Source organism: Paucibacter sp. B51, assembly GCF_027863535.1.
Classification (GTDB): Bacteria; Pseudomonadota; Gammaproteobacteria; order Burkholderiales; family Burkholderiaceae_C; genus Paucibacter_A; species Paucibacter_A aquatilis.
This window is the reverse complement of sequence record NZ_JAPIVN010000002.1, coordinates 415,177-434,279: the sequence shown is the minus strand read 5'-3', so window position 1 is coordinate 434,279 and position 19,103 is coordinate 415,177. Positions and strand designations below refer to the sequence as shown.

At 62.8% G+C, this 19,103-nt stretch carries 15 protein-coding genes; 3 read left to right on the top strand and 12 right to left on the bottom strand.

Annotation, left to right across the window (positions count from 1 at the left end; all coding sequences use genetic code 11):
* Positions 1 to 101 precede the first annotated feature (101 nt).
* Both OOB33_RS22805 and OOB33_RS22800 read left to right on the top strand, forming a co-directional pair.
* Positions 102 to 1,574 carry an HDOD domain-containing protein gene (locus OOB33_RS22805; RefSeq protein WP_271010335.1) on the top strand — a complete coding sequence of 491 codons (1,473 nt, stop codon included), beginning with the start codon at positions 102 to 104 and terminating at the stop codon, positions 1,572 to 1,574.
* A complete protein-coding gene (locus OOB33_RS22800; protein WP_271010334.1) occupies positions 1,519 to 1,977 on the top strand; it encodes a GAF domain-containing protein in 459 nt (152 codons plus the stop codon). The genes OOB33_RS22805 and OOB33_RS22800 overlap by 56 nt, the downstream gene beginning before the upstream one ends.
* A gap of 25 nt (positions 1,978 to 2,002) precedes the next feature.
* Here the strand turns inward: OOB33_RS22800 and OOB33_RS22795 are convergent, their stop codons facing one another.
* The 12 genes from OOB33_RS22795 to OOB33_RS22740 form a co-directional block, all read right to left on the bottom strand.
* Positions 2,003 to 2,290: a hypothetical protein gene (locus OOB33_RS22795; protein WP_102766249.1), complete on the bottom strand. Its 288-nt coding sequence runs from the start codon at positions 2,288 to 2,290 to the stop codon at positions 2,003 to 2,005.
* Between the two features lie 62 nt (positions 2,291 to 2,352).
* Positions 2,353 to 2,856: a DUF6265 family protein gene (locus OOB33_RS22790; protein WP_271010333.1), complete on the bottom strand. Its 504-nt coding sequence runs from the start codon at positions 2,854 to 2,856 to the stop codon at positions 2,353 to 2,355.
* 818 nt (positions 2,857 to 3,674) lie between these two features.
* Complete coding sequence (locus OOB33_RS22785) at positions 3,675 to 4,094, bottom strand: hypothetical protein (RefSeq protein WP_271010332.1); 420 nt, start codon at positions 4,092 to 4,094, stop codon at positions 3,675 to 3,677.
* 641 nt (positions 4,095 to 4,735) lie between these two features.
* Entirely contained in the window at positions 4,736 to 5,056 is a 321-nt protein-coding gene (locus OOB33_RS22780) for a hypothetical protein (protein WP_271010331.1), read from the bottom strand.
* Positions 5,057 to 5,166: 110 nt separating this feature from the next.
* Entirely contained in the window at positions 5,167 to 5,586 is a 420-nt protein-coding gene (locus tag OOB33_RS22775) for a hypothetical protein (RefSeq protein ID WP_271010330.1), read from the bottom strand.
* 111 nt (positions 5,587 to 5,697) lie between these two features.
* On the bottom strand, positions 5,698 to 6,120 hold the full coding sequence (locus tag OOB33_RS22770) for a hypothetical protein (protein WP_271010329.1): 423 nt from the start codon (positions 6,118 to 6,120) through the stop codon (positions 5,698 to 5,700).
* Between the two features lie 762 nt (positions 6,121 to 6,882).
* Positions 6,883 to 7,203: a hypothetical protein gene (locus OOB33_RS22765; RefSeq protein ID WP_271010328.1), complete on the bottom strand. Its 321-nt coding sequence runs from the start codon at positions 7,201 to 7,203 to the stop codon at positions 6,883 to 6,885.
* 794 nt (positions 7,204 to 7,997) lie between these two features.
* Entirely contained in the window at positions 7,998 to 8,441 is a 444-nt protein-coding gene (locus OOB33_RS22760) for a hypothetical protein (RefSeq protein WP_102766724.1), read from the bottom strand.
* Positions 8,442 to 9,150: 709 nt separating this feature from the next.
* Complete coding sequence (locus OOB33_RS22755) at positions 9,151 to 9,699, bottom strand: hypothetical protein (protein WP_271010327.1); 549 nt, start codon at positions 9,697 to 9,699, stop codon at positions 9,151 to 9,153.
* Positions 9,700 to 11,338: 1,639 nt separating this feature from the next.
* A complete protein-coding gene (locus tag OOB33_RS22750) occupies positions 11,339 to 11,755 on the bottom strand; it encodes a hypothetical protein (protein WP_271010326.1) in 417 nt (138 codons plus the stop codon).
* A 324-nt stretch (positions 11,756 to 12,079) separates the two neighbouring features.
* On the bottom strand, positions 12,080 to 13,798 hold the full coding sequence (locus tag OOB33_RS22745) for an ABC transporter ATP-binding protein (RefSeq protein WP_271010526.1): 1,719 nt from the start codon (positions 13,796 to 13,798) through the stop codon (positions 12,080 to 12,082).
* 100 nt (positions 13,799 to 13,898) lie between these two features.
* The gene (locus OOB33_RS22740) at positions 13,899 to 15,686 is read right to left on the bottom strand and encodes an ABC transporter ATP-binding protein (RefSeq protein WP_271010525.1); all 1,788 of its coding nucleotides are present in this window, start codon (positions 15,684 to 15,686) and stop codon (positions 13,899 to 13,901) included.
* A gap of 340 nt (positions 15,687 to 16,026) precedes the next feature.
* Between OOB33_RS22740 and OOB33_RS22735 the strand changes: the two genes are divergently transcribed.
* On the top strand, positions 16,027 to 19,065 hold the full coding sequence (locus OOB33_RS22735) for an ExeM/NucH family extracellular endonuclease (protein ID WP_271010325.1): 3,039 nt from the start codon (positions 16,027 to 16,029) through the stop codon (positions 19,063 to 19,065).
* Positions 19,066 to 19,103: the final 38 nt, after the last annotated feature.

Here is a 19,103-nt window from a genome sequence, read left to right as displayed (position 1 = left end):
GCGGGGCAGCCCTTTGGCCTGGGTGTTGAGTTCGGCGTGGTGCGGCCGATGTAGCAGGGTCTGTCATCCGCTGCGCTTGATCCTGCTGCCCTCACACCTCCATGAATCTCGACTCCAGCCCTGAAGTCATCGTCACCGCGACCGCCGATTCCGCCGCTCCTTCGTCCTACCCCCACACAGAGCTCGACGCTTCCGAGGGTCAGGTCTTGCCTGACCCCGATCCCCACCTTGACTTCGACCCCGAGCAAGAGGCGGCTCGGCTGGCCGCGGAGCGTGCCGAGGCCGAACGCTTGGCTGCGGAGCAAGCCAAAGCCGAGGCCGAAGCGCAGGCCGCAGCCGAGCGCGAGGCGCGGCTGCAGCGCCTGATGCAGCGCATCGCCAAGCACGCCGACTTCGCCTCGATGAAAGACTCGACCCGGCTGCTGCAGAAGATCGCCCGCTCCGAGACCGCCCATGCCCGCGCGCTCAGCGGCGCCATCTCCGACGATGTGGCCATGACGGCCAAGTTGCTGCGCCTGGTCAATGCCGCCTTCTACAGCTCGGCAGGCGGCGGCAACATCACCAGCCTGCAGCGCGCCGTGGCGCTGATGGGCTTCCAGACCATCGGCATGGTGGCCAATTCGCTGATGCTGTTCGAGCGCCTGCCCAAGGGCGCCGATGGCAACCGCCTGCGCGGGGAGTTCGGCCGCGCCCAACTGGCGGCCCTGCTGGCCCACCAGTTCTGCAACAGCAGCAAGCAGCTCGATGGCGCCTACCTGATTGCCCTGTTCCAGAACCTGGGCGGCATGCTGGCCGGCCTGCATTTCGCCGAGGACATGGAGGTCATCGAGGCCGCGCTGCAGGCCAAAGGCCTGGAGGAGGGCGGCCTGGAGTGGCAGACCATGCGCGAGCAGCTGGCCCGCGAGCAATGGGGTCAGGGTCTGGAAGAGATCGCCGTCGAGGTGGCGCGTCAGTGGGGCTGGCCGGAATCGGTGCGCGTGGGCATGCGCACGCTGCGGCCCAGCAAGCTCGAGCGTGCCTGCAGCCCCGAGGAATACCAGCGCGTGCTCTGCACCGCGGCCAACACCCTGGCTGCCCAGCTGCTCAAGCTGCCGCACAGCGGCACGCCCGAAGAGCGCGCCGAGGCGCGCAAAGCCTGTGTCGAGCGCTTCGCCGCCGAGCTGGCCGTGCCCCTTAGCCTGGATCCCGAGCCCTTGCCCGAGGCGGTGGAAAGCGTCAAACAGGTCTGGGACGATCTGGCCAAGACCTTGGGTTTTGGTCCGGTCGTGGCAGCGCCGGGCCCAGCCAAGCCCAAGCCCGCGGACCCCAAAGCACTCCAGGCACAGAAGCCGCGGGCGGGCGGGCGTTGCGGCGCAGGCACCCGCTATGGCCGCACGGCCGGCACCTCCAGCCACGCCTGCGACTTCGCGCCCGGCCGCCTCCAACCCCGCCATGGCCGAGCCCTTGTCCAGCGCCCTGGAGCAGCTCAGCGAAATGGTCTTGTCCGGCGCCGCGCCGGGCCAGCTCTTGCAGCTGTGCATGAAGCAGATGCATGCCGCACTGAAGCTGCAGCGCGTCATCGTCTGCCTGCGTGATGCCGACGGCGCTTACCTCAAGGGCCGCATGGGCCTGGGCGAGCGCGCCACAGCCCTGGCGCCCCTGTTCGACATCCCGCTGGCGCCGCCAACAGAGCTCTTCGGCCTGCTCTGCAGCAAGGGCGCCGACACCCTGATCTCCGACAGCTCCGATCCCGTGATCGCCCAGCGCCTGCCCGCCTGGCACCGCCAGCAGGTGCGCGCCGGCACGTTTGTTCTGCTGCCCCTGGTCGCCGGCGGCCAGGTCCTGGGCGCTTTTTATTGCGACCGCGCCGAGGCCGGCACCTTGCACATCAGCGAGCGCGAGCTGACCCTGCTCAAGACTCTGCGCAACCAGGTGGTGATGGCGATGCGCTTTGGCGGCGGTAATGGCTGCGGCGGTGGCAGCAGTAGCAAAGGCTGAGTCGCCGTCTGCCTTGTGGGGCAAGCTAGTGCCACAGCCCGGCTTTGCGGTACCAGCGAAGGCAAAGGACCTCAGCCAGGTACAGCGAGCCCAGCGCCGGCAGCAGCAGCCACCCGTTCAGCAGGCTGCCCGCAAACAGGGGCAGGACCAGCAGCCAGCACAGTGCTTTGTAGCGAAACGGCAGGGCGCGGTAGCGCGCCGCCTTGTCCGGCGAGCGTTTGAATTCGCGGCGGTGCAAGCCTGCCACGGCGAGTGCGCTGAGCAGCCAGGTGCCCAAGAAGAGCAAGAGGTCGGCGCTGAGTTGCGAATTCATCGCCGGGGTTCAGCTGGCGTGGCTTCTGGCCATGGCTTGTGGTTGGCGCAACTTGTGTGGAATCACCCGCCTGCCAATGCTTCGCAAGCAACGCGCTTCATTGGAAATTCGATGCCGCGCAGGGCGCCGCCGCGTTGGCCTTCGATTCGCGCGAGCAGGCGATCACCGGGCAGTGCGCGGTAGCTGATGCGCTGCGGAAAGTCGTGCTGCGGGTTCTCAAATGTGACCGCGGTTTCGCTGACGCTTGTGCCCGTGAAGGTCGCCTCTCTCTGCCCTGAAGGCAGGGCGATGTACACGATCTGACCTTCGGCATTCAGCCGGATCTGCAAGAACTCATGCGCCACGGTCTTGCCCTTTTTCACCGTCCGGGCGACACCCAGCATGCTCCCGCCGGCCGGCGGCAACCAATGTTCGCCGGAGCCCGGCTCGCCCGACTCCGATGCCCAACAGCCGGACATCCAACGCAATGACGACAAGGGCGCCTCCTGGCTCTGGGCCGCCGAAGTCAGGCAAAGCGCTGTCAGTGCGGTGAGGGTGGCCAAGGTGGCGATGCTGGGGTATCGCATGGAGAAGCTGTCCTTCCGAGATTCATCGGCGGCGTCGTGGCAACAAGCCCGCTACTAGAAATGCAGTCTGTCTTGCTCAGTGCCCCAGCAGCGCACGATTCCCAAACCCGGTCAGCGCCGATGCCCGGTCAACTCGATAACCCGTCTGCGACCTCACGGTCACGCCGAGCGAATAGAGCCCGGCGCATCGGCGCCCTTATGCAACCCGCGCAAATTAAGCACTAGCAAAAGAACACCAGCCATTTATTGATTGACTCGAAAGGAAGTCCTACTAGACCGGTTATGGCTCAGGCTCTGCATTGCGGCCAATCCTCTTCCTTGATCTGAGCCAAGTGGACAGCCAAAACTTCCGCCCTGTCATGCCGCTCTTCCGTGATCGGAACTTCGAACAAAAAACAGATGCACTCGCCCGGCTCATTTAGCACTGGCGGTGCAGTAACAGGAAGCAGTACTGCCGCTAGAGGATCTCGCGAAGCGTCCTGTAGGCACCAGGTAAGAAACTCAAGGGTGCGCCACCCGTTCTCTGACTTCTCGAGTTGAAACTTGATCCAAGCAAACTGCTGCCTATTCTCACCAATTTGGTCCTCTCTGGTTCCGCAGGTCGCCCAGCGAACTCCCTCGAATGACGCAATGACATTCCGCAGTGTCTCAGTGTTCTTCATAGGCCATAACGTTGAAGTTGAGCCGCGAGCGGCGGTTGGGCGCGGAAGGCCCAGAATGAAATGGGGCCTGTAGAGACCAGCCGTTGCGAGTCGGCTCGAACGCAGGGTTAGGCCGTTCGTAGTTCCAGGCTTGGCAGCGATGCATTCAAGGTAAATCTACCAACTCACAAAGTACCGGCCGTCCCGCCGCACAATAGAAAGCAGGCTCGTCTCTTGCTGTACGGAGCCGTCTGACAACTTAACAGGCACGAAGACGATTTCAGCCCAAGCTTCAGGGGGAGTCGCATCTGATCGTCCCAAGCGAGCCATTGCCTTCTTGTATCTCTGCTCGTGCACCGCAAATGGGACGATCTTCACTGACTCAATGCGCATCTTGGACTGCGTAGCGAACTGCTGCTCGGCTACTGCACGCTCTTGCTTCGTAGACAAGGCAAACAAGTCAAGGAACGCTTTCTGATTCTGGTTCCGTAGTGCTGTTGAATAGGCCTGGGAAAGCTGCTCTGGCGAATCGGCCCCTTGGGCAAGCGCATAGTTGCAAAGAGAGAGCAGAAGGGTCGCAAGGAAGAAGCGCAGCATGTGGTTTGTGCTCCGTAGATATTGGGATGTGAGCGGCCTAACGTTGAAGCGAACTGGCCCGCGACGGCATGCTGCCGGAGGGCCAGAATGAAATGAGGCCCGTAGGCGGCATACCGTTGCGGGTCCGGTTGAGCGACTGGTTATCCCGCACCGCGCACCCCGTGTTCGCTTGATTGGCTCAGTATCTGCTGGACTGACCAATTACGGGTTATCCAGATTGTGAGCGCAGCACCTGAAAGGTGCCACCAGAACATGCCCGACGTACGTCGATGAACCAGCAGATGGCCCGAAGCAACTTGCCACGCGGCAAGCACTCCTGGATCTTGCGGTGCACCCCGGACCGTAGACAAGAGATACGAGTAGGGATTGAGCCTCGGGACCTTTGGCGTTCCTACACCTCGCACACGGTGCCAGGATAGGGCTTGCTGCTCTGTAGTCGCGACCGCAGATGGCGGAATTGGCAGGGTATCAATTGCGTCGAGCCCAAGCCAGTAGAGCGCCATCGGCCCAGCGGCGGCCAAAAATGCTGTGGCGACGACTAGACCAAATGCTAGGCGGAGAATCAGCTTAGCCATGCGGGATAACGTTGGAATTCAGCCGACCGGCCGGCGCAGCCGGCCTGGGTCGGCTGCAATGAGAGGTTAGCCGCGGCGGCGAATGAAGGATACACAGGCGACCACTATAGAAAAATTGGTGATTGCGGGTAGCAGGTTGGCAGCGAGAAAACCAATTGGTTTGTAGTCGAACGCGATGTTCAATGGGGCGTCTGTTTCCCAGCTGGCCGTGAACGAAGATTCAGGCGAGAACAGGTAGGCGAAAAGCAGAGCAGATAGGCCGGCCACTAGAAGTGACACACCGGCCACTCGGTGTCGACGAACAAACGAAGCGCCGCCCAGCACTACCCAAGTCACGGGAAACAGCCATTGGGAGACGGTCGCCCATTGAGATGCGAGGTTGTCCATAGAGCGGCTAACGTTGGAGCTGAGTCGCGAGCGACGGCTGGGAATGGAAGGCCCAGAATGAAATGAGGGCCTGAAGAGAGCAGCCGTTGCGAGTCGGCTCGAGCGCAGGGTTAGGCATAGCCTCTCCACACACGGATGAGCACGCTGACGAGGAAAGTTGCAACGGGTGCCGAAGCAGACCAAACCGTCAGCTGGACTGGGTTGGCTGGCCTTGGGAATTGCGCAAGCACAGTGGAAATCACTGAGATCAGAACCAAAGTGGCGATGAGCCGCCAAGAATTTGAGCTTGCGAGGAGTGATGCAATCAGCGCCCCCAGCCCGAATGAGATGCCGCGAATGATCGCATCTCCGCGCCAGAAAGAAGTCTCGCCCGCGACGAGTACGACAAGACCACTCCGATCTTCGTTGTCAATCCAGTCGAAAGTAGTTACTGGCAAGGCGCCGAAAAGAACTTGCGAACCCAGCGAGACCAGCAGAGCAACAAGGGCGACAAACCAGATCGAGCTGGTGAAATTTTGAGTCGCTGACATGGGATGCCTAACGCCCAAGTTCAGGGGCGCCTGCTTGGCATGGCCGAAGCGTGCAGTGGTTGAGGCGTCCCCTGCAACGCCCAGTTAGGCAGGGGCCAGAGCGCTCGAACATTACGAGCCGACTTCCTTGCTGGGCGTACCTAAGTACGTGGCATTGATGGCTGCAAATGGCGCGAGTTGCCTGATGACCTCTTTGGCCAAGTAGCGCAGAGGTTCCCAGCTGGGATGGTTCATTGCCACGAGATTAGCCTCTTTGCCTGGCCCGGATGGAAGGGCTTGGGTATTGACGGAGTTGAGTGCTTCGGAGAGTGCCTGTACCCAGGCTTCTTGCTCCGAGGTGAGGTAACCACGCCCAACAAGATACTTGCCTGCGCTCGCATCGTCCTTCAACTCCCAGGCGACGTTGTAGTTGCCCATAAGGTCGCATTGCTCTTCAGCGGAGGCTGCGAGCATCTCTAGCGAGGACAGGTAGTAGTGGAAGGAGTTGTGAAACGCTTCCTCTTCTTGCAGAGGTGGTTGTGTGCGGCGGATCACGAGCGCTCCAAGTCGAGTGGCCTAACGTGAAAGTGAGCGGACGCCGAAGGCGGTCCGCTCCAATGACAGGTTGTGCAGAGCCACCTCGGAGGCACTGCCGTGGAACTGGCCCACAGCATACCGAAGCGGTACCCACGCGGCGAACGCCCGAGGCGCCAAGCGCCTTGTCCGCCTGCCAGGTAGCGGCGCAAGACGAAACGGAGAACAAGCGGTCTTGCTCAGCCAGGCAAGATCACGGCGGCCAGGGACTGACAGCGCTTGAACTGCGCCCGACTCGAACATGCGCGATGGGCATTGCCCTGCGAGACCGTGGCGAGCGACAGACCGAAGGCGGATCTTCATGCGTTGCTTAGCTTGCTGCACAACGTGTGAGCTCAGCGGGCGGCGAAGCCGTCCGCTGCAGCGACCTGTTGTGCGGAGCCATGTTGAAAGCCCCACGGGTTGAATGCAAAAACTGTACATCGGAGCCACACCCATGTGGCGAACACCCGAGGCGACAGGCTGGCCGCAAACTCAAAGACTCGTCGCGCACCATGGAAAGTGCACGCCCGACTTCGCCTGAACCGGCGAAATCTCTACTGGCAAAGCCTGATGCCAATGGAGTGACGACCGAACTGGCAAACCGTTTCGGAAATTGCTCCGCGTGATCGCGCCAAACGCGCAACCGGCCACGGCTCTTTGATGAAGGACTAGCCTGCTGCACAACGTTGGAATTCAGCCGACCGGCCGGCGCAGCCGGCCTGGGTCGGCTGCAATGAGAGGTTAGCCGCGGCGGCGAATGAAGGATACACAGGCGACCACTATAGAAAAATTGGTGATTGCGGGTAGCAGGTTGGCAGCGAGAAAACCAATTGGTTTGTAGTCGAACGCGATGTTCAATGGGGCGTCTGTTTCCCAGCCGGCCGTGAACGAAGATTCAGGCGAGAACAGGTAGGCGAAAAGCAGAGCAGATAGGCCGGCCACTAGAAGTGACACACCGGCCACTCGGTGTCGACGAACAAACGAAGCGCCGCCCAGCACTACCCAAGTCACGGGAAACAGCCATTGGGAGACGGTCGCCCATTGAGATGCGAGGTTGTCCATAGAGCGGCTAACGTCAAAGCTCAGCGGGTGGCGAAGCCGTCCGCTGGAGCGAAAGGTTAAACCGCAGAGTGGCGCGCACCTTCTTCATGAGTTTTCACTCGGGTGCGTGGGATCTTTGGATAAAACAGTCTTTCCCCGAGTTCGAAGATGCTTGGCTGCGCGAGCGAACCCTGCAATCGCGCATAGGAGGAAGACAAAGAAAGCCAATCCGAAGAGAACGTTCGCGGCACCTCTGCCTGCGGAAGAGAGATCAAGCAAACTCGGAGCCATGATGGAACCCGCCGCGAAAAGCCAGGCTAGGTTTGCGACCAGCCGAAGAGCGCTCCGTTTCCGCTTTGCGTCGACAGGCTCGTTGTTGTGATCGGTACTCATCGTCGATTTGCTAAAGGCCCGGGCTCTGCGGTTTAACGTTGAAGCTGAGCCGGAGCCGCAGGCGATCGGCTCGAGCGACCAGTTATGCAGAGCCAGGTCGAAGGCACTGCGGTGGAGGTGGCCGACAGCATACCGAAGCTGTACCCATGTGGCGCTCGGCTGAGGCGGCAAGCGCGTTGTTCTTCTGCGGGCCGCGGGCGGACCAAGAAGAGAGCACGAGCAGCCTGGCCAAGACCGGCGAAATCACGGCGGCCGCAGGCTGGCAATGTGCGGGAAGCCGCCGACCCCGAGGAAATCACGGCGCAATGTACAGAGAAATCGTGGCGGTCGCGAGACCGAAAACCGCCCTTCAAGCGTTTCTTAGCTTGCTGCATAACGTTTGAAATCACCGGCCGCCGGAGGCGGTCCGGTGGAATGAATGGTTAAGCCGCACTTTGCTCAAATTCCGCGACTAGGGCCTGAAGATTGACGAGCTCTTCAGCCGACAAGTTGCTCGCGGTGTCAGCGACGAGAGCGACTGCGAGGTAATACTCAACCTCTCCACGTATGCGCCCGCGTTTCAGAATGGCGGCAAGACGTGTTGAGTAACGTCGGCGGATTTCAGACAAGGTGACGATGCCAGCTTTGCGGAGGGCGGCATCCATGCTCATAACCTGATCGGCTGACCAGTGGCTCGACATTTCAATGCAATCGTTGACTGCCATTCGCCAGCCTTTAAGTGCGGTCTTCGGCGCGCGCAGTTCGCTCTCATCGAGTTCTGTGCACGGTGCAAAAGTCAGCTCCTCGACTTTCGAACCAGCAGAGGACATCACCGCCAAGGCGAACGATTTGAGCTCTAACAGTTGTTCGCGGACTGAGGTGGCCATGGTAGCTGGATGACTGTGCGGCTTAACGTTCGAGCTGAGGGGCCGCAGCCAGCTGGCCGCGCGGAGCTGAAAATATACAGGCAGCGTAGCGCGGCCAGCTGGCGGAGGTCCACTCGAGCGACCAGTTAGACCGAGTCAATTTGCCTATAGAAATTGGCAAGACACTTAGCTCCTTGTTCTCTGCGAAGTACGTCGAACAACGCCAGCCCTCATGAACCAAAGTAGCGAGCAGGCGGCGGATGCGAGAACCCCTATGCGAAGCGACCGTGCAAGTCTGTCCCATATCAATAGGCGGTCCTCGGCGTGATTGACTTTGTCGTTGAGTCCACTAGCCTTGCAGACCGCAACAGCCGCTTCGCAGAAGTCAGCGTCCATCGGCCCGAACTTTTGCATTGCTGTGCAAGAGGGCACTTTTCTGGTTTCCCGAGCCCAACAATCCCAGCGGTTCTGATGGGATTGGATAGCGATGCCTTCAGCCCGATTCAACATCAACTCACAGAGAAGCACAGCGCCGCATAGGCTCGTGCCAACGATTGTTGAAGTACGAAAACGTGCTGTCTTTGATTGCATCGAAAAAGGCCGGTGCCGTTGGGCGCGGTCTAACGTTTGAGCTAACTGGACCGCCGCGGCAGGACGCCGCAGGGCCAGAATGAAATGAGGCCCGAAGGCGGCACGCCGCTGCGGGTCCAGTTGAGCGACAGGTTGGGCCTCATCGCGCGTCATCTCGGGATGCGCCAGACGGAAAGAGCACCTCGTTCCCAACTTCAAGCCACGCGAAGTGTATGGCCCGCGAAGCGTCATATGGATTGGCCTGAGTGCCACACTCCTCACAGGCTGCCTGAACGCCCCGGAGAAAACTGGCGTTTGCTCCTGAAAGCTCAGATCGCTCATGCGCGGCGCGCGACAGATGAGTGACCTTGAAAATTGGCATTCCAAAGCCGTAGCTCATTTGAAGTGAGGGCACGTCCTCTGACTTAGCGTACGCTGCGTCGAAGACGGCTTGGCAAACTTCCCGATGAGCCTTCTGGCGCTTTCGCACCCTTGCCATGAATACGATAAACAAGAGGAAGAGCGCGCCCGCCATGATGAGGAAACTCTTCATTCGACGATTCGCGCGGATGCTACCTTTGAGGCCCAACGTTTGAGCTAACTGGACCGCCGCGGCAAGACGCCGCAGGGCCAGAATGAAATGAGGCCCGAAGGCGGCACGCCGCTGCGGGTCCAGTTGAGCGACAGGTTGGGCCTCATCGCGCGTCATCTCGGGATGCGCCAGACGGAAAGAGCACCTCGTTCCCAACTTCAAGCCACGCGAAGTGTATGGCCCGCGAAGCGTCATATGGATTGGCCTGAGTGCCACACTCCTCACAGGCTGCCTGAACGCCCCGGAGAAAACTGGCGTTTGCTCCTGAAAGCTCAGATCGCTCATGCGCGGCGCGCGACAGATGAGTGACCTTGAAAATTGGCACTCCATAGCCGTAGCTCATTTGAAGTGAGGGCACGTCCTCTGACTTAGCGTACGCTGCGTCGAAGGCGGCTTGGCAAACTTCCCGATGAGCCTTCTGGCGCTTTCGCACCCTTGCCATGAATACGATAAACAAGAGGAAGAGCGCGCCCGCCATGATGAGGAAACTCTTCATTCGACGATTCGCGCGGATGCTACCTTTGAGGCCCAACGTTCGAGCTAACCGGCCCGCGACGGCATGACGCCGAAGGGCCAGAATGAAATGTGGCCCGCAGGCGGCATGCCGCTGCGGGTCCGGTTGAGCGACCGGTTAGACATCTTCTACCTAAGTTACTGCGGAACCTGCGAGGCAACTATGCGCAGTATTGGGTTACGAACTAGCGAAAGCCATGACGAGCAGGATTGAAATTACTACGCCAGTTATCAGCAGCTTCCCAAACGCAACTATCCCGAGTAAAAGATACGAATTCAACCAACAGCCCAGAAATGCAGCAATTGAACTTACTTGATTTACAACGCCAATTGGATATGTCGCTTTCAGGTACTCCTCGATCGGAACCGAAACGAGGGACCAAGGAAAGCCAAAAACAATCAAAGGTAAATACATGAAAAAGCCATATGACGTTTTTGCGTCATAAACCTTGATGCCCATCATGAAGAAATGAACCCCGTAGAACACTATCAAGAATGGAAGTACGAGGAGAAATGCTTTTCGGGCTCTCTCGAGTTTTGGCATAGATGTCTAACGTAAAGGTCAGCGGACGCCGCAGGCGGTCCGCTGCAACGACCGGCTATGCAGAGCCACCTTCGGAGGCACTGCGGAGGAAGTAGCCGAGAGCATACCGAAGCGGTACCCACGCCGCAGGCGGCTGAGGCGCCAGGCTGCCTCCTCACCATGCGGCAGGCGGCGAACCAAGGAAAGCGGACGGCCAGTTTGGCTTGACCCGGCAAGATCACGACGACCGGAAGCGGGGGCTGTTTGCGCTGAGCCCGAATGCGAGAACACCTCGGCCCGTAGAGCCGCGTAATTGCCGCGAACGCGCAACCCAGAACGGCTCGTCGAAGAATTCTTAGCCTGCTGCATAGCGTTGAAGCTGAGCCGGAGCCGCAGGCGATCGGCTCGAGCGACCGGTTATGCAGAGCCAGGTCGAAGGCACTGCGGTGGAGGTGGCCGACAGCATACCGAAGCTGTACGCATGAGGCGTTCGGCTGAGGCGGCAAGCGCGTTGTTCTTCTGCGGGCCGCCGGCGGACCAAGAAGAGAGTACGAGCAGCCTGGCCAAGACCGGCGAAATCACGGCGGCCGGAGGCTGGCAATGTGCGGGAAGCCGCCGACCCCGAGGAAATCACGGCGCAATGTACAGAGCAATCGTTGCGGTCGCGAGACCGAAAACCGCCCTTCAAGCGTTTATTAGCTTGCTGCATAACGTTGGAATTCAGGCGCGGCCGGAAGCCGTCGCCTGCAATGACGGGTTAGAGCGCATTGCGCGCATGACAACCCACAACGCAGCTCCTGAAATTGCGCCCGTTACCAAGGCAAGTGCGGTGCTCATAAGCCAAGTGCGCTGAAAGTAGAGAGTGTTTTCTGGTGCGAGAACAAAGTAGAGGCCAGGCAATGTTGAGACGATGCCACCCAGAATGCAATGCCAGACCTTGAGCGAACCAAGCAAGCGCTTTGCAAGTAAGTAGAGCGGAAGCCCTACCACAAGTGCGCATGGGTAAGCAAAGAATAGGCCGAAACCGAAATACAGACCCCAAGCTGGAAGCTCACCAAACATTGGCGTAATGAGCAGTGCGGCGAGAAGGACACCAATGAATGGCGCCACAGCAAAGGCGATGGCGATGCTCAGCATTTGATGCGCTCTAACTTGTTTTATATCGCTGGCAGACGCCGCATATCACGGCTGGTGTCGCAATAACCGGATGCGCGCACGGCCAGGCAAGTGTCTGTCGGGATTGAATTTTCCTGCGAATTGTCTGCATTTCATCCAGCATTAATCTTCACGACAAAAGCCGCGCTTGTTACAAACAGCCTGGGCGGTTCGCGCAGCGTTTGCAGGAGAGTTGTCAGTCGCGATGTTGCCATCAGATCGTAGCGTTATTCCAGGGCCAATCACTCGTCCGCGCATTCACCCGTTCACCCGTTCACCCGTTCACTTACGCGCTACCTCACTCACTCACTCACTCAGATCCTGCAACTGCACCAGCCTCTGATACAGCCCGCCCTCGATCGCCATCAGCTCGCCATGGCTGCCGCGTTCGACCAGGTGGCCGTGGTTGAGCACGACGATCTGGTCGGCGTCGCGAATGGTGGAGAGGCGGTGGGCAATCGCCACGACGGTGACGCGGCCGCGCAGCGCCGTCAGGGCCTCGCCGACGATTTGTTCGGTGGCGCTGTCGATATTGGAGGTGGCTTCGTCGAGGAACAAAATCTTGGGGGCGCCGGCCAGGGCTCGGGCCATGGCGATCAGCTGCTTTTGGCCGGTGGAGACGCGCGTGCCGCCTTCACCGAGCAAGGTGTCATACCCCTGGGGCAGGGCGGACAGGAAGTCGTCGATGCGTGCGGCGCGGGCGGCCTCGCGCATCTGGGCTTCGCTGATGTCGGGGCGGCCCATGGTGATGTTCTCGCGTGCGCTGGCGGCCATCAGATAGGGCTCTTGCGGCACCAGGCCCACAGCGCTGCGGAAAGCCTCGTCGGGCACGCTGTCCAGAGGCTGGCCGTCGATCGTGATGCGGCCTTGCTGGGGTGCGTAAAAGCGCAGCAGCAGGGATAGCAGGGTGGACTTGCCGCTGCCCGTGTGGCCGACGATGCCGACAAAGCTGCCGGGCTCGAAGTGCAGGTTCAGGCGCTCAAGCACCGGGCGGCCGGGCTGGTAGCTGAACGCGAGGTGTTCGATGCGGATCTCGCCGGCTTCGATGCGCCGGCCGTCCGTCTGTGCGCTGCTGACCGGCGCGGTTTCCTGCAAGAGGCTGCGCACGCGCGCGGCGGCAATCATCGATTGCTGCAGCTGGCTGAACTGCAAGGTGATCTGACTCAGCGGCTCGACCACCCGGGCGATATAGCTCAGGAAAGCGTAGAGCAAGCCCACTTCCAAGCCGCTCAGATCGCGCTGGCCGAAGCCGTAGATGACGGTCACCAGCAGCAGCACATTGAGCAAATCGAGGGCCGGGCGCAGCAGCCAGGCATTGGCGCTGAGCTCGCGCACGCGCGCGCTCCGGTGCTGGGAATTGGTGGCCTCGAAGCGGGCGCTGAAGCGCGGCGCGGCGCCGGCCGACTGCAGCATGGCCATGCCGGCCATGCTCTCGGCCATCTGGGCGTTGATGTCGCTACGCAGCTCGCGCGCACGCGCCACGGCCGGCGCGCTGAGGCGGCGGTAGATGCTGATGATGATCAGCATGGCCGGCACCAGCATGGCCACGATCAGCATCAGCCGCCAATCCAACCACGCCATGGCGATCAGCGAGCCCAGCACGACGATGCTGGAGTCGAGCATCACGTACAAGACCTGGCGGTACAGGGTGTTGACCGCCTCGCTGTCGTTGGTGACGCGGCTGACCAATTGGCCGGTGATGGCGCGGTCGAAGAAGGCCATGGGCAGGGCCAGCACATGGTTGTACACCCGCTCGCGCAGGCGCTGCACCGAGCGCCGCGCCACACCGGCCATGCGGCTGAGCTGGGCGAAGCGGATCCAGCTGGCCGCCCAGCCGGTCAGCAGCAGGGCGGCCAGCAGGCTGGCCATGGCCTGTACGTCCATCCCGTCGAAGCGGCCGGGTAGCAGATAGGCGTCGATGTAATGCTTGCCGAGGATGGGCCCCAGCGCCTCCAGGCCGGCGGCCGTGATCAGCCAGGCCAGGCCGCGCCAGAGTTGGGGCCGCTCGGGTTGGGCGGCTTCCATCAGCAAGCCGACGGCGGCCCAAGGGGACTCGGGCTTGCTGGCCTCGGCGGTACTGCCGTTGTTGTTTTCGTTCTTGCTGTCGCTGCCTGCCGCGGCGGTGTCAGAGTGCGTCAAGGCTGGCCTCCAGTTGTTGATAGCGCCACTGGGTGGCATACCAGCCACCCAGGGCGAGCAGCTCGGCGTGGCTGCCTCGCTCGGTGATGCGGCCGCCGCGCAGCACCAGGATCTGATCGGCCTCCATGACCGCGCTCAGGCGGTGGCTGACGATGATGGCGCTGTGCTCGGGGCGCTGGCGGCGCTGGGTGCGCAGGTGGTCGAGGATCTGTGTTTCGGTGCCGCTGTCCACGGCCGAGAGCGCGTCATCGAGGAGCAGCATCCCCATGCCGCCTGAATGTGCTGGCCCGGCGCTTGGAACACCGAGATGGAGCAGCGCCCGGGCGATCGCCACCCGCTGGCGTTGGCCGCCCGAGAGCGTCACGCCGCGCTCGCCGATTTCCGTGGCATAGCCCTGCGGCAGGCGCTGGATGTCCTCGTGCACGGCGGCCAGGCGGGCGGCTTCTTCGATCTCGGCGGGGCTGGCCTCGGGCCGGGCCAGGGCGATGTTCTCGGCAATGCGGGCCGAGAACAGAAACGGTTCTTGCGGCACCCAGGCCAGGGCGCGCCGCAGCGCGGCCAGGCGCAGCGCAGGCAAGACCTGGCCCCCGAAGGTGATTTGGCCTTGGCTGGGCTCGAACTGGCGCAGCAGCAGGCGCAGCAGGGTGGATTTGCCCGATCCGGTCGGGCCCACCAGGCCCAGGGTCTGGCCGGGCGGCAGCTCCAGCGCGATGTCTTGCAGCGCGGCTTTCTGGGCCTCGGGGTAGCTGAAGCTGACGCCCTCGAAGCGCAGGGTGGCGGCCGGCGGCAGCTCGGCCTGGCCTTCGTCCTGCAGGCTCAACGGCGCTTCCAGCACCGGGCCCAGGCGGTCCCAGGCGGCGCGGCCGCGCTCCAGCAAGGACAGCACCCAGCCGGCGGCGAACATGGGCCAGATCAGCTGGCCCAGGTACATGGTGAAGGAGGTCAGCTGGCCGATGCTCAGCTCCTGGCGCGCCACCAGCCAGCCGCCCAGGCCCAGGGCGATGGCCATGGCCGCGCTCAGGGTCATGCCCACGGCGGGCTCGAATGCCGCCTCCCAGCGCTGGGCCTGGAAGCTGGCCTCGCCGGCTCCAGCGGCCAGCTCGCTGAACTGGCGGGTGTTGCGCGGCAGCAGGCCCAGGGCGCGCAGGGTGCGCACGCCGCTCAGGCCTTCTTGCACATGCTGGTTCAGGCCCGAGAACTGGGCCAGCGAGCTCTGCCAGGCCTGGTGCACATGGTTGGAGATGCGCCAGAAGGCGAAGGCCATGAAGGGGAAGGGAATGAGCGTTGCCAGACCCAGGCGCCAGTCCACCCCCACCGTCATCATCAAGAGCACCAGCAGCAAGGTCAGGCTGCCGTCAAAGGCAGCGAGCAGGGCTTCACCGGCCGCCATCTCGACGGCGTCGATGTCGTTGGTGGCCAGGGCCATCAGGTCGCCGGTGCGCTTGGCTTGGAAGTAGGCCGGGCCTTGCAGGCTCAGCCGGGCATAGAGCCGGGTGCGCAGCTGCTGGCCCAGGCGGTAGGCAGCGGCGAACAAGGCCAGTCGCCAGCCCACGCGCAGCAGGTAAATGGACACACCGGCCCCGACCAGCAAACCCAGCTCGCGCAGCAGGGCCGCGCCTTGCAATCGGCCGGCCACCAGGCCGTCCACCACCTGGCCCACCTGGCGCGGGATCCAGACGATCAGCAGGGCAATGCCCGCCAGCATCAGGGCCGAGCCGGCATAGGCCGGCCAATGCCGGCGCACAAAGCCGGCGAGCATCTGGGTCAGGGTCATGGGGTCGAAAGCTGCGGGTTGGGGCAAGGCGGGGCTGCGGCCGGTCGATGCGGCCCACATTCCAGCGGGTCGACATGCCGGGCGCGGCTGGCAGGGCTGGGCGGGATTCTAGGAGGCGTACCTGCTTGGGCTTGTCAGCAGCGTGTCCAGGTCTCAGCCCCCCGTGTTTCGGGTGTCTCAAGTTGTCATCTATCCGCACTAGCATCTATTGCGCCGAGCTTGAAATCCTCAAAAACTGCTCTGGCAAACGTTTGTTTGCAGCTCGGCCAGGGGGCGGAGCTGCGGTTTCTCCCCCCCACCACCTTCCTGTCCCTCCATTTCTGTTCATGTCGGAGTCCTCATGAAACTGAACACCCTCGTCGGCCTCCTGGCCACTGCGTTCGCCGCCCCGCTGGCCCTGGCGTCGAGCAATGGCCTGGTCATCAGCCAGGTCTACGGCGGTGGTGGTGCCACCACCGGCAGCCCCAGCTTCAAGCATGACTACATCGAGCTCTTCAACGCCGGCAGCCAGCCGGTCAACCTGGCCGGCTACTCGCTGCAGTACGGCAGCGCCACCGGCACCGGCAACTGGAACGTCTCGGCCCTGAGCAATCTGAGCAACACGGTGCTGCAGCCGGGGCGCTACCTGCTGATCCGCCAAGGCTCGGGCGGCAGCCTCGGTGCCGACATCACCACACAGGACGGCACCGGCACGCTCAACCTCAGCGCCAGCGCCGGCAAGATTGCCCTGGTGGCCAGCACCACGGCCTTGAGCGGGGCCAACCCAGCTGCGGCCAGCTACATCGACCTGGTCGGGTATGGCGGCGCCAACGGCTTCGAGACGGCGCCCACGCCGGTGCTCTCGAACACCAGCTCGGCCCAGCGCAAGAATGCCGGCTGCAAGGACGACAACAACAACAGCCAGGATTTCGACATCGGCAGCCCGCTGCTGCGCAACTCGGCCACGCCGGCGAACGTCTGCGGCGGCACGGTGCCGGGTGACCAGCCCATCGTGCCGGTCTGCCCCGACAGCTCGGTCACGGCCGGCCAGACCAGCCGCTTCAGCGTGACGGCCAGCGACGCCGACAGCATCGTCAACGCCCGCGCCATCTCCGGCAACTGGCCCGCCGGCATCACCCTGGGCGCCTTCACCCCGGCCCAGGCCGATGGCGGCGTGGCCACGGCCGAGATTGAGGTGGACGCCTCGGTCGGCGGCGGCAGCTACAGCCTCAATCTGCAATGGGCCAACAACGAAGCGCAGACGGCGGTCTGCAGCTTCAAGGTCAATGTGGCCGGCCTCACGCCCATCTACAGCATCCAGGGCAGCGGCGTCAGCAGCCCGCTGCTGAACCAGACCGTCAGCACCGGCGGCGTGGTCACCTACCTGAGCCCCACCGGCTTCTACCTGCAAGACCCGCTGGGCGACGGCAACCCCGCCACCTCGGATGGCATCTTCGTCTTCACCAGCACCGCACCCACCGTGGCCGTGGGCCAGAAGCTGCAGCTCAGCGGTGTGGTCACCGAGTTCACTGCCGGCCAGGGCACCATCACCCAGCTGAAGAACATCAGCGGCCTGACGGTGCTGAGCAGCGGCCACCAGATCGAACCGACGGCCGTCGACTTGAGCCACTTGGCCTCTGGTGCATTGGAGGCCTACGAGGGCATGCTGGTCACCCTGAGCGGCCCCATCACCGTGCAGCAGAACTACTTCCTGGGCCGCTACGGCCAGCTGACCCTGGCCGCCGGCGGCCGCCTGCTGAACCCGACCAACATCCTGCGCCCCGGCCCGGATGCCAACGCCCTGGCGCAGGCCAATCTGGCACGCGCCATCATCCTGGACGACAACAGCCTGGCGCAGAACCCCAACCCCGTGCCCTTCATGGGCCAGGACAACACGGTGCGCGCCGGTGACACGATCGAGTCGCTGACCGGCGTGATCGACTTCGGCCCCGCCACCAGCAATGTCACCGGTGCCTCGATGTACCGCCTGCAGCCGGTGGGCACGCCGCAGTTCCAGCGCAGCAATCCGCGCCCGCAGACTGCGCCGGCCGTGGGCGGCAATGTGCGCATCGCCAGCGCCAATGTGCTGAACTTCTTCACCACCTTCGTCAATGGCCAGACGGCGTCGGGCCAGACCGGCCAAGGTTGCAGCCTCGGCGGTACCAGCTCGGCCGCCAACTGCCGCGGCGCCAACAACCTCGATGAGTTCAACCGCCAGAAGGCCAAGATCGTGGCCTCGCTGAGCCGCATGAACGCCGATGTGGTGGGCCTGATGGAGATCCAGAACAACGGCCAGGTGGCTGTTCAACATCTGGTGAACAGCCTGAACGAGGTGATGGGGGCCGGCACCTATGCTTCGGTGGCCTTGCCCTCGGACACCGGCGACGACGCCATCCGCGTGGCCATGATTTACAAGCCGGCCAAGCTGAGCCCGGTGGGTGCGCCCTTATCTGACACTGACCCCATCAACAATCGCCCGACCCTGGCGCAAGGCTTCCGCGCCGCCAATGGCGAGCGTTTTGCGGTGCTGGTCAACCACCTGAAGTCCAAGAGCTGCAGCGGTGCCTCGGGCGCGGACGCCGACCAGGGCGATCTGCAAGGCTGCTACAACGCCACCCGCCAGCAGCAGGCGCAGCGTCTCAAGGTCTTCGTCAGCCAGGTACAGGCTGCGGCCGGCACGCAGGATGTGATCCTGCTCGGTGACTTCAACGCCTACGCGAAGGAGGATCCGATCGAGACTCTGACTGCAGGCGGCAGCATCGTCGACCTGATCGGCCGCATCGACCCCGAGCACTACTCCTATGTCTTCGATGGCTTTGCCGGTCGGCTGGACCATGGTTTTGGCACGGCCTCCATCGTGCCCAAGATCACTGGCGCCAACTCCTGGCACATCAATGCCGACGAGCCCACCGTCATCGACTACAACACCGAGTTCAACCCGGCCGGCTACTACAGCGCCGACCCCTTCCGCTCCAGCGACCATGACCCGCTGTTGCTGGGCCTGAACCTGTACAAGAGCATCAAGGGCACGGCCGGCCGCGACACCCTGGTGGGCACGGCCGGTGACGACCTCATCGAGGGCGGCCCCGGTGCCGACACCCTGACCGGCGCTGCCGGGCGCGATCAGTTCGTCTACACCAGCATGTCCGACGCGGGCGATGTGATCACCGATTTCAACCCCGCCGACGACCTGCTCGATGTGCGCGCCCTGCTGCAAAGCCTGGGCCTGAACCTCGCCGACCCCTTCGCCCAAGGCCATATCGTCTGCACCAACAGCGGCGCCAACGCCGTGGTCGGCATCGATGCCAAGGGCAGCTCGGGCTTCCAGAAGAGCCGCCCGCTGGTGCAGCTCAAAGGCCTGCGCTGTGATCAGCTGAGCCCCGTCAACTACCGTTATTGATGCCAAGGTGCGAGGGCTTGCCGCCCTCGCGCATCGGT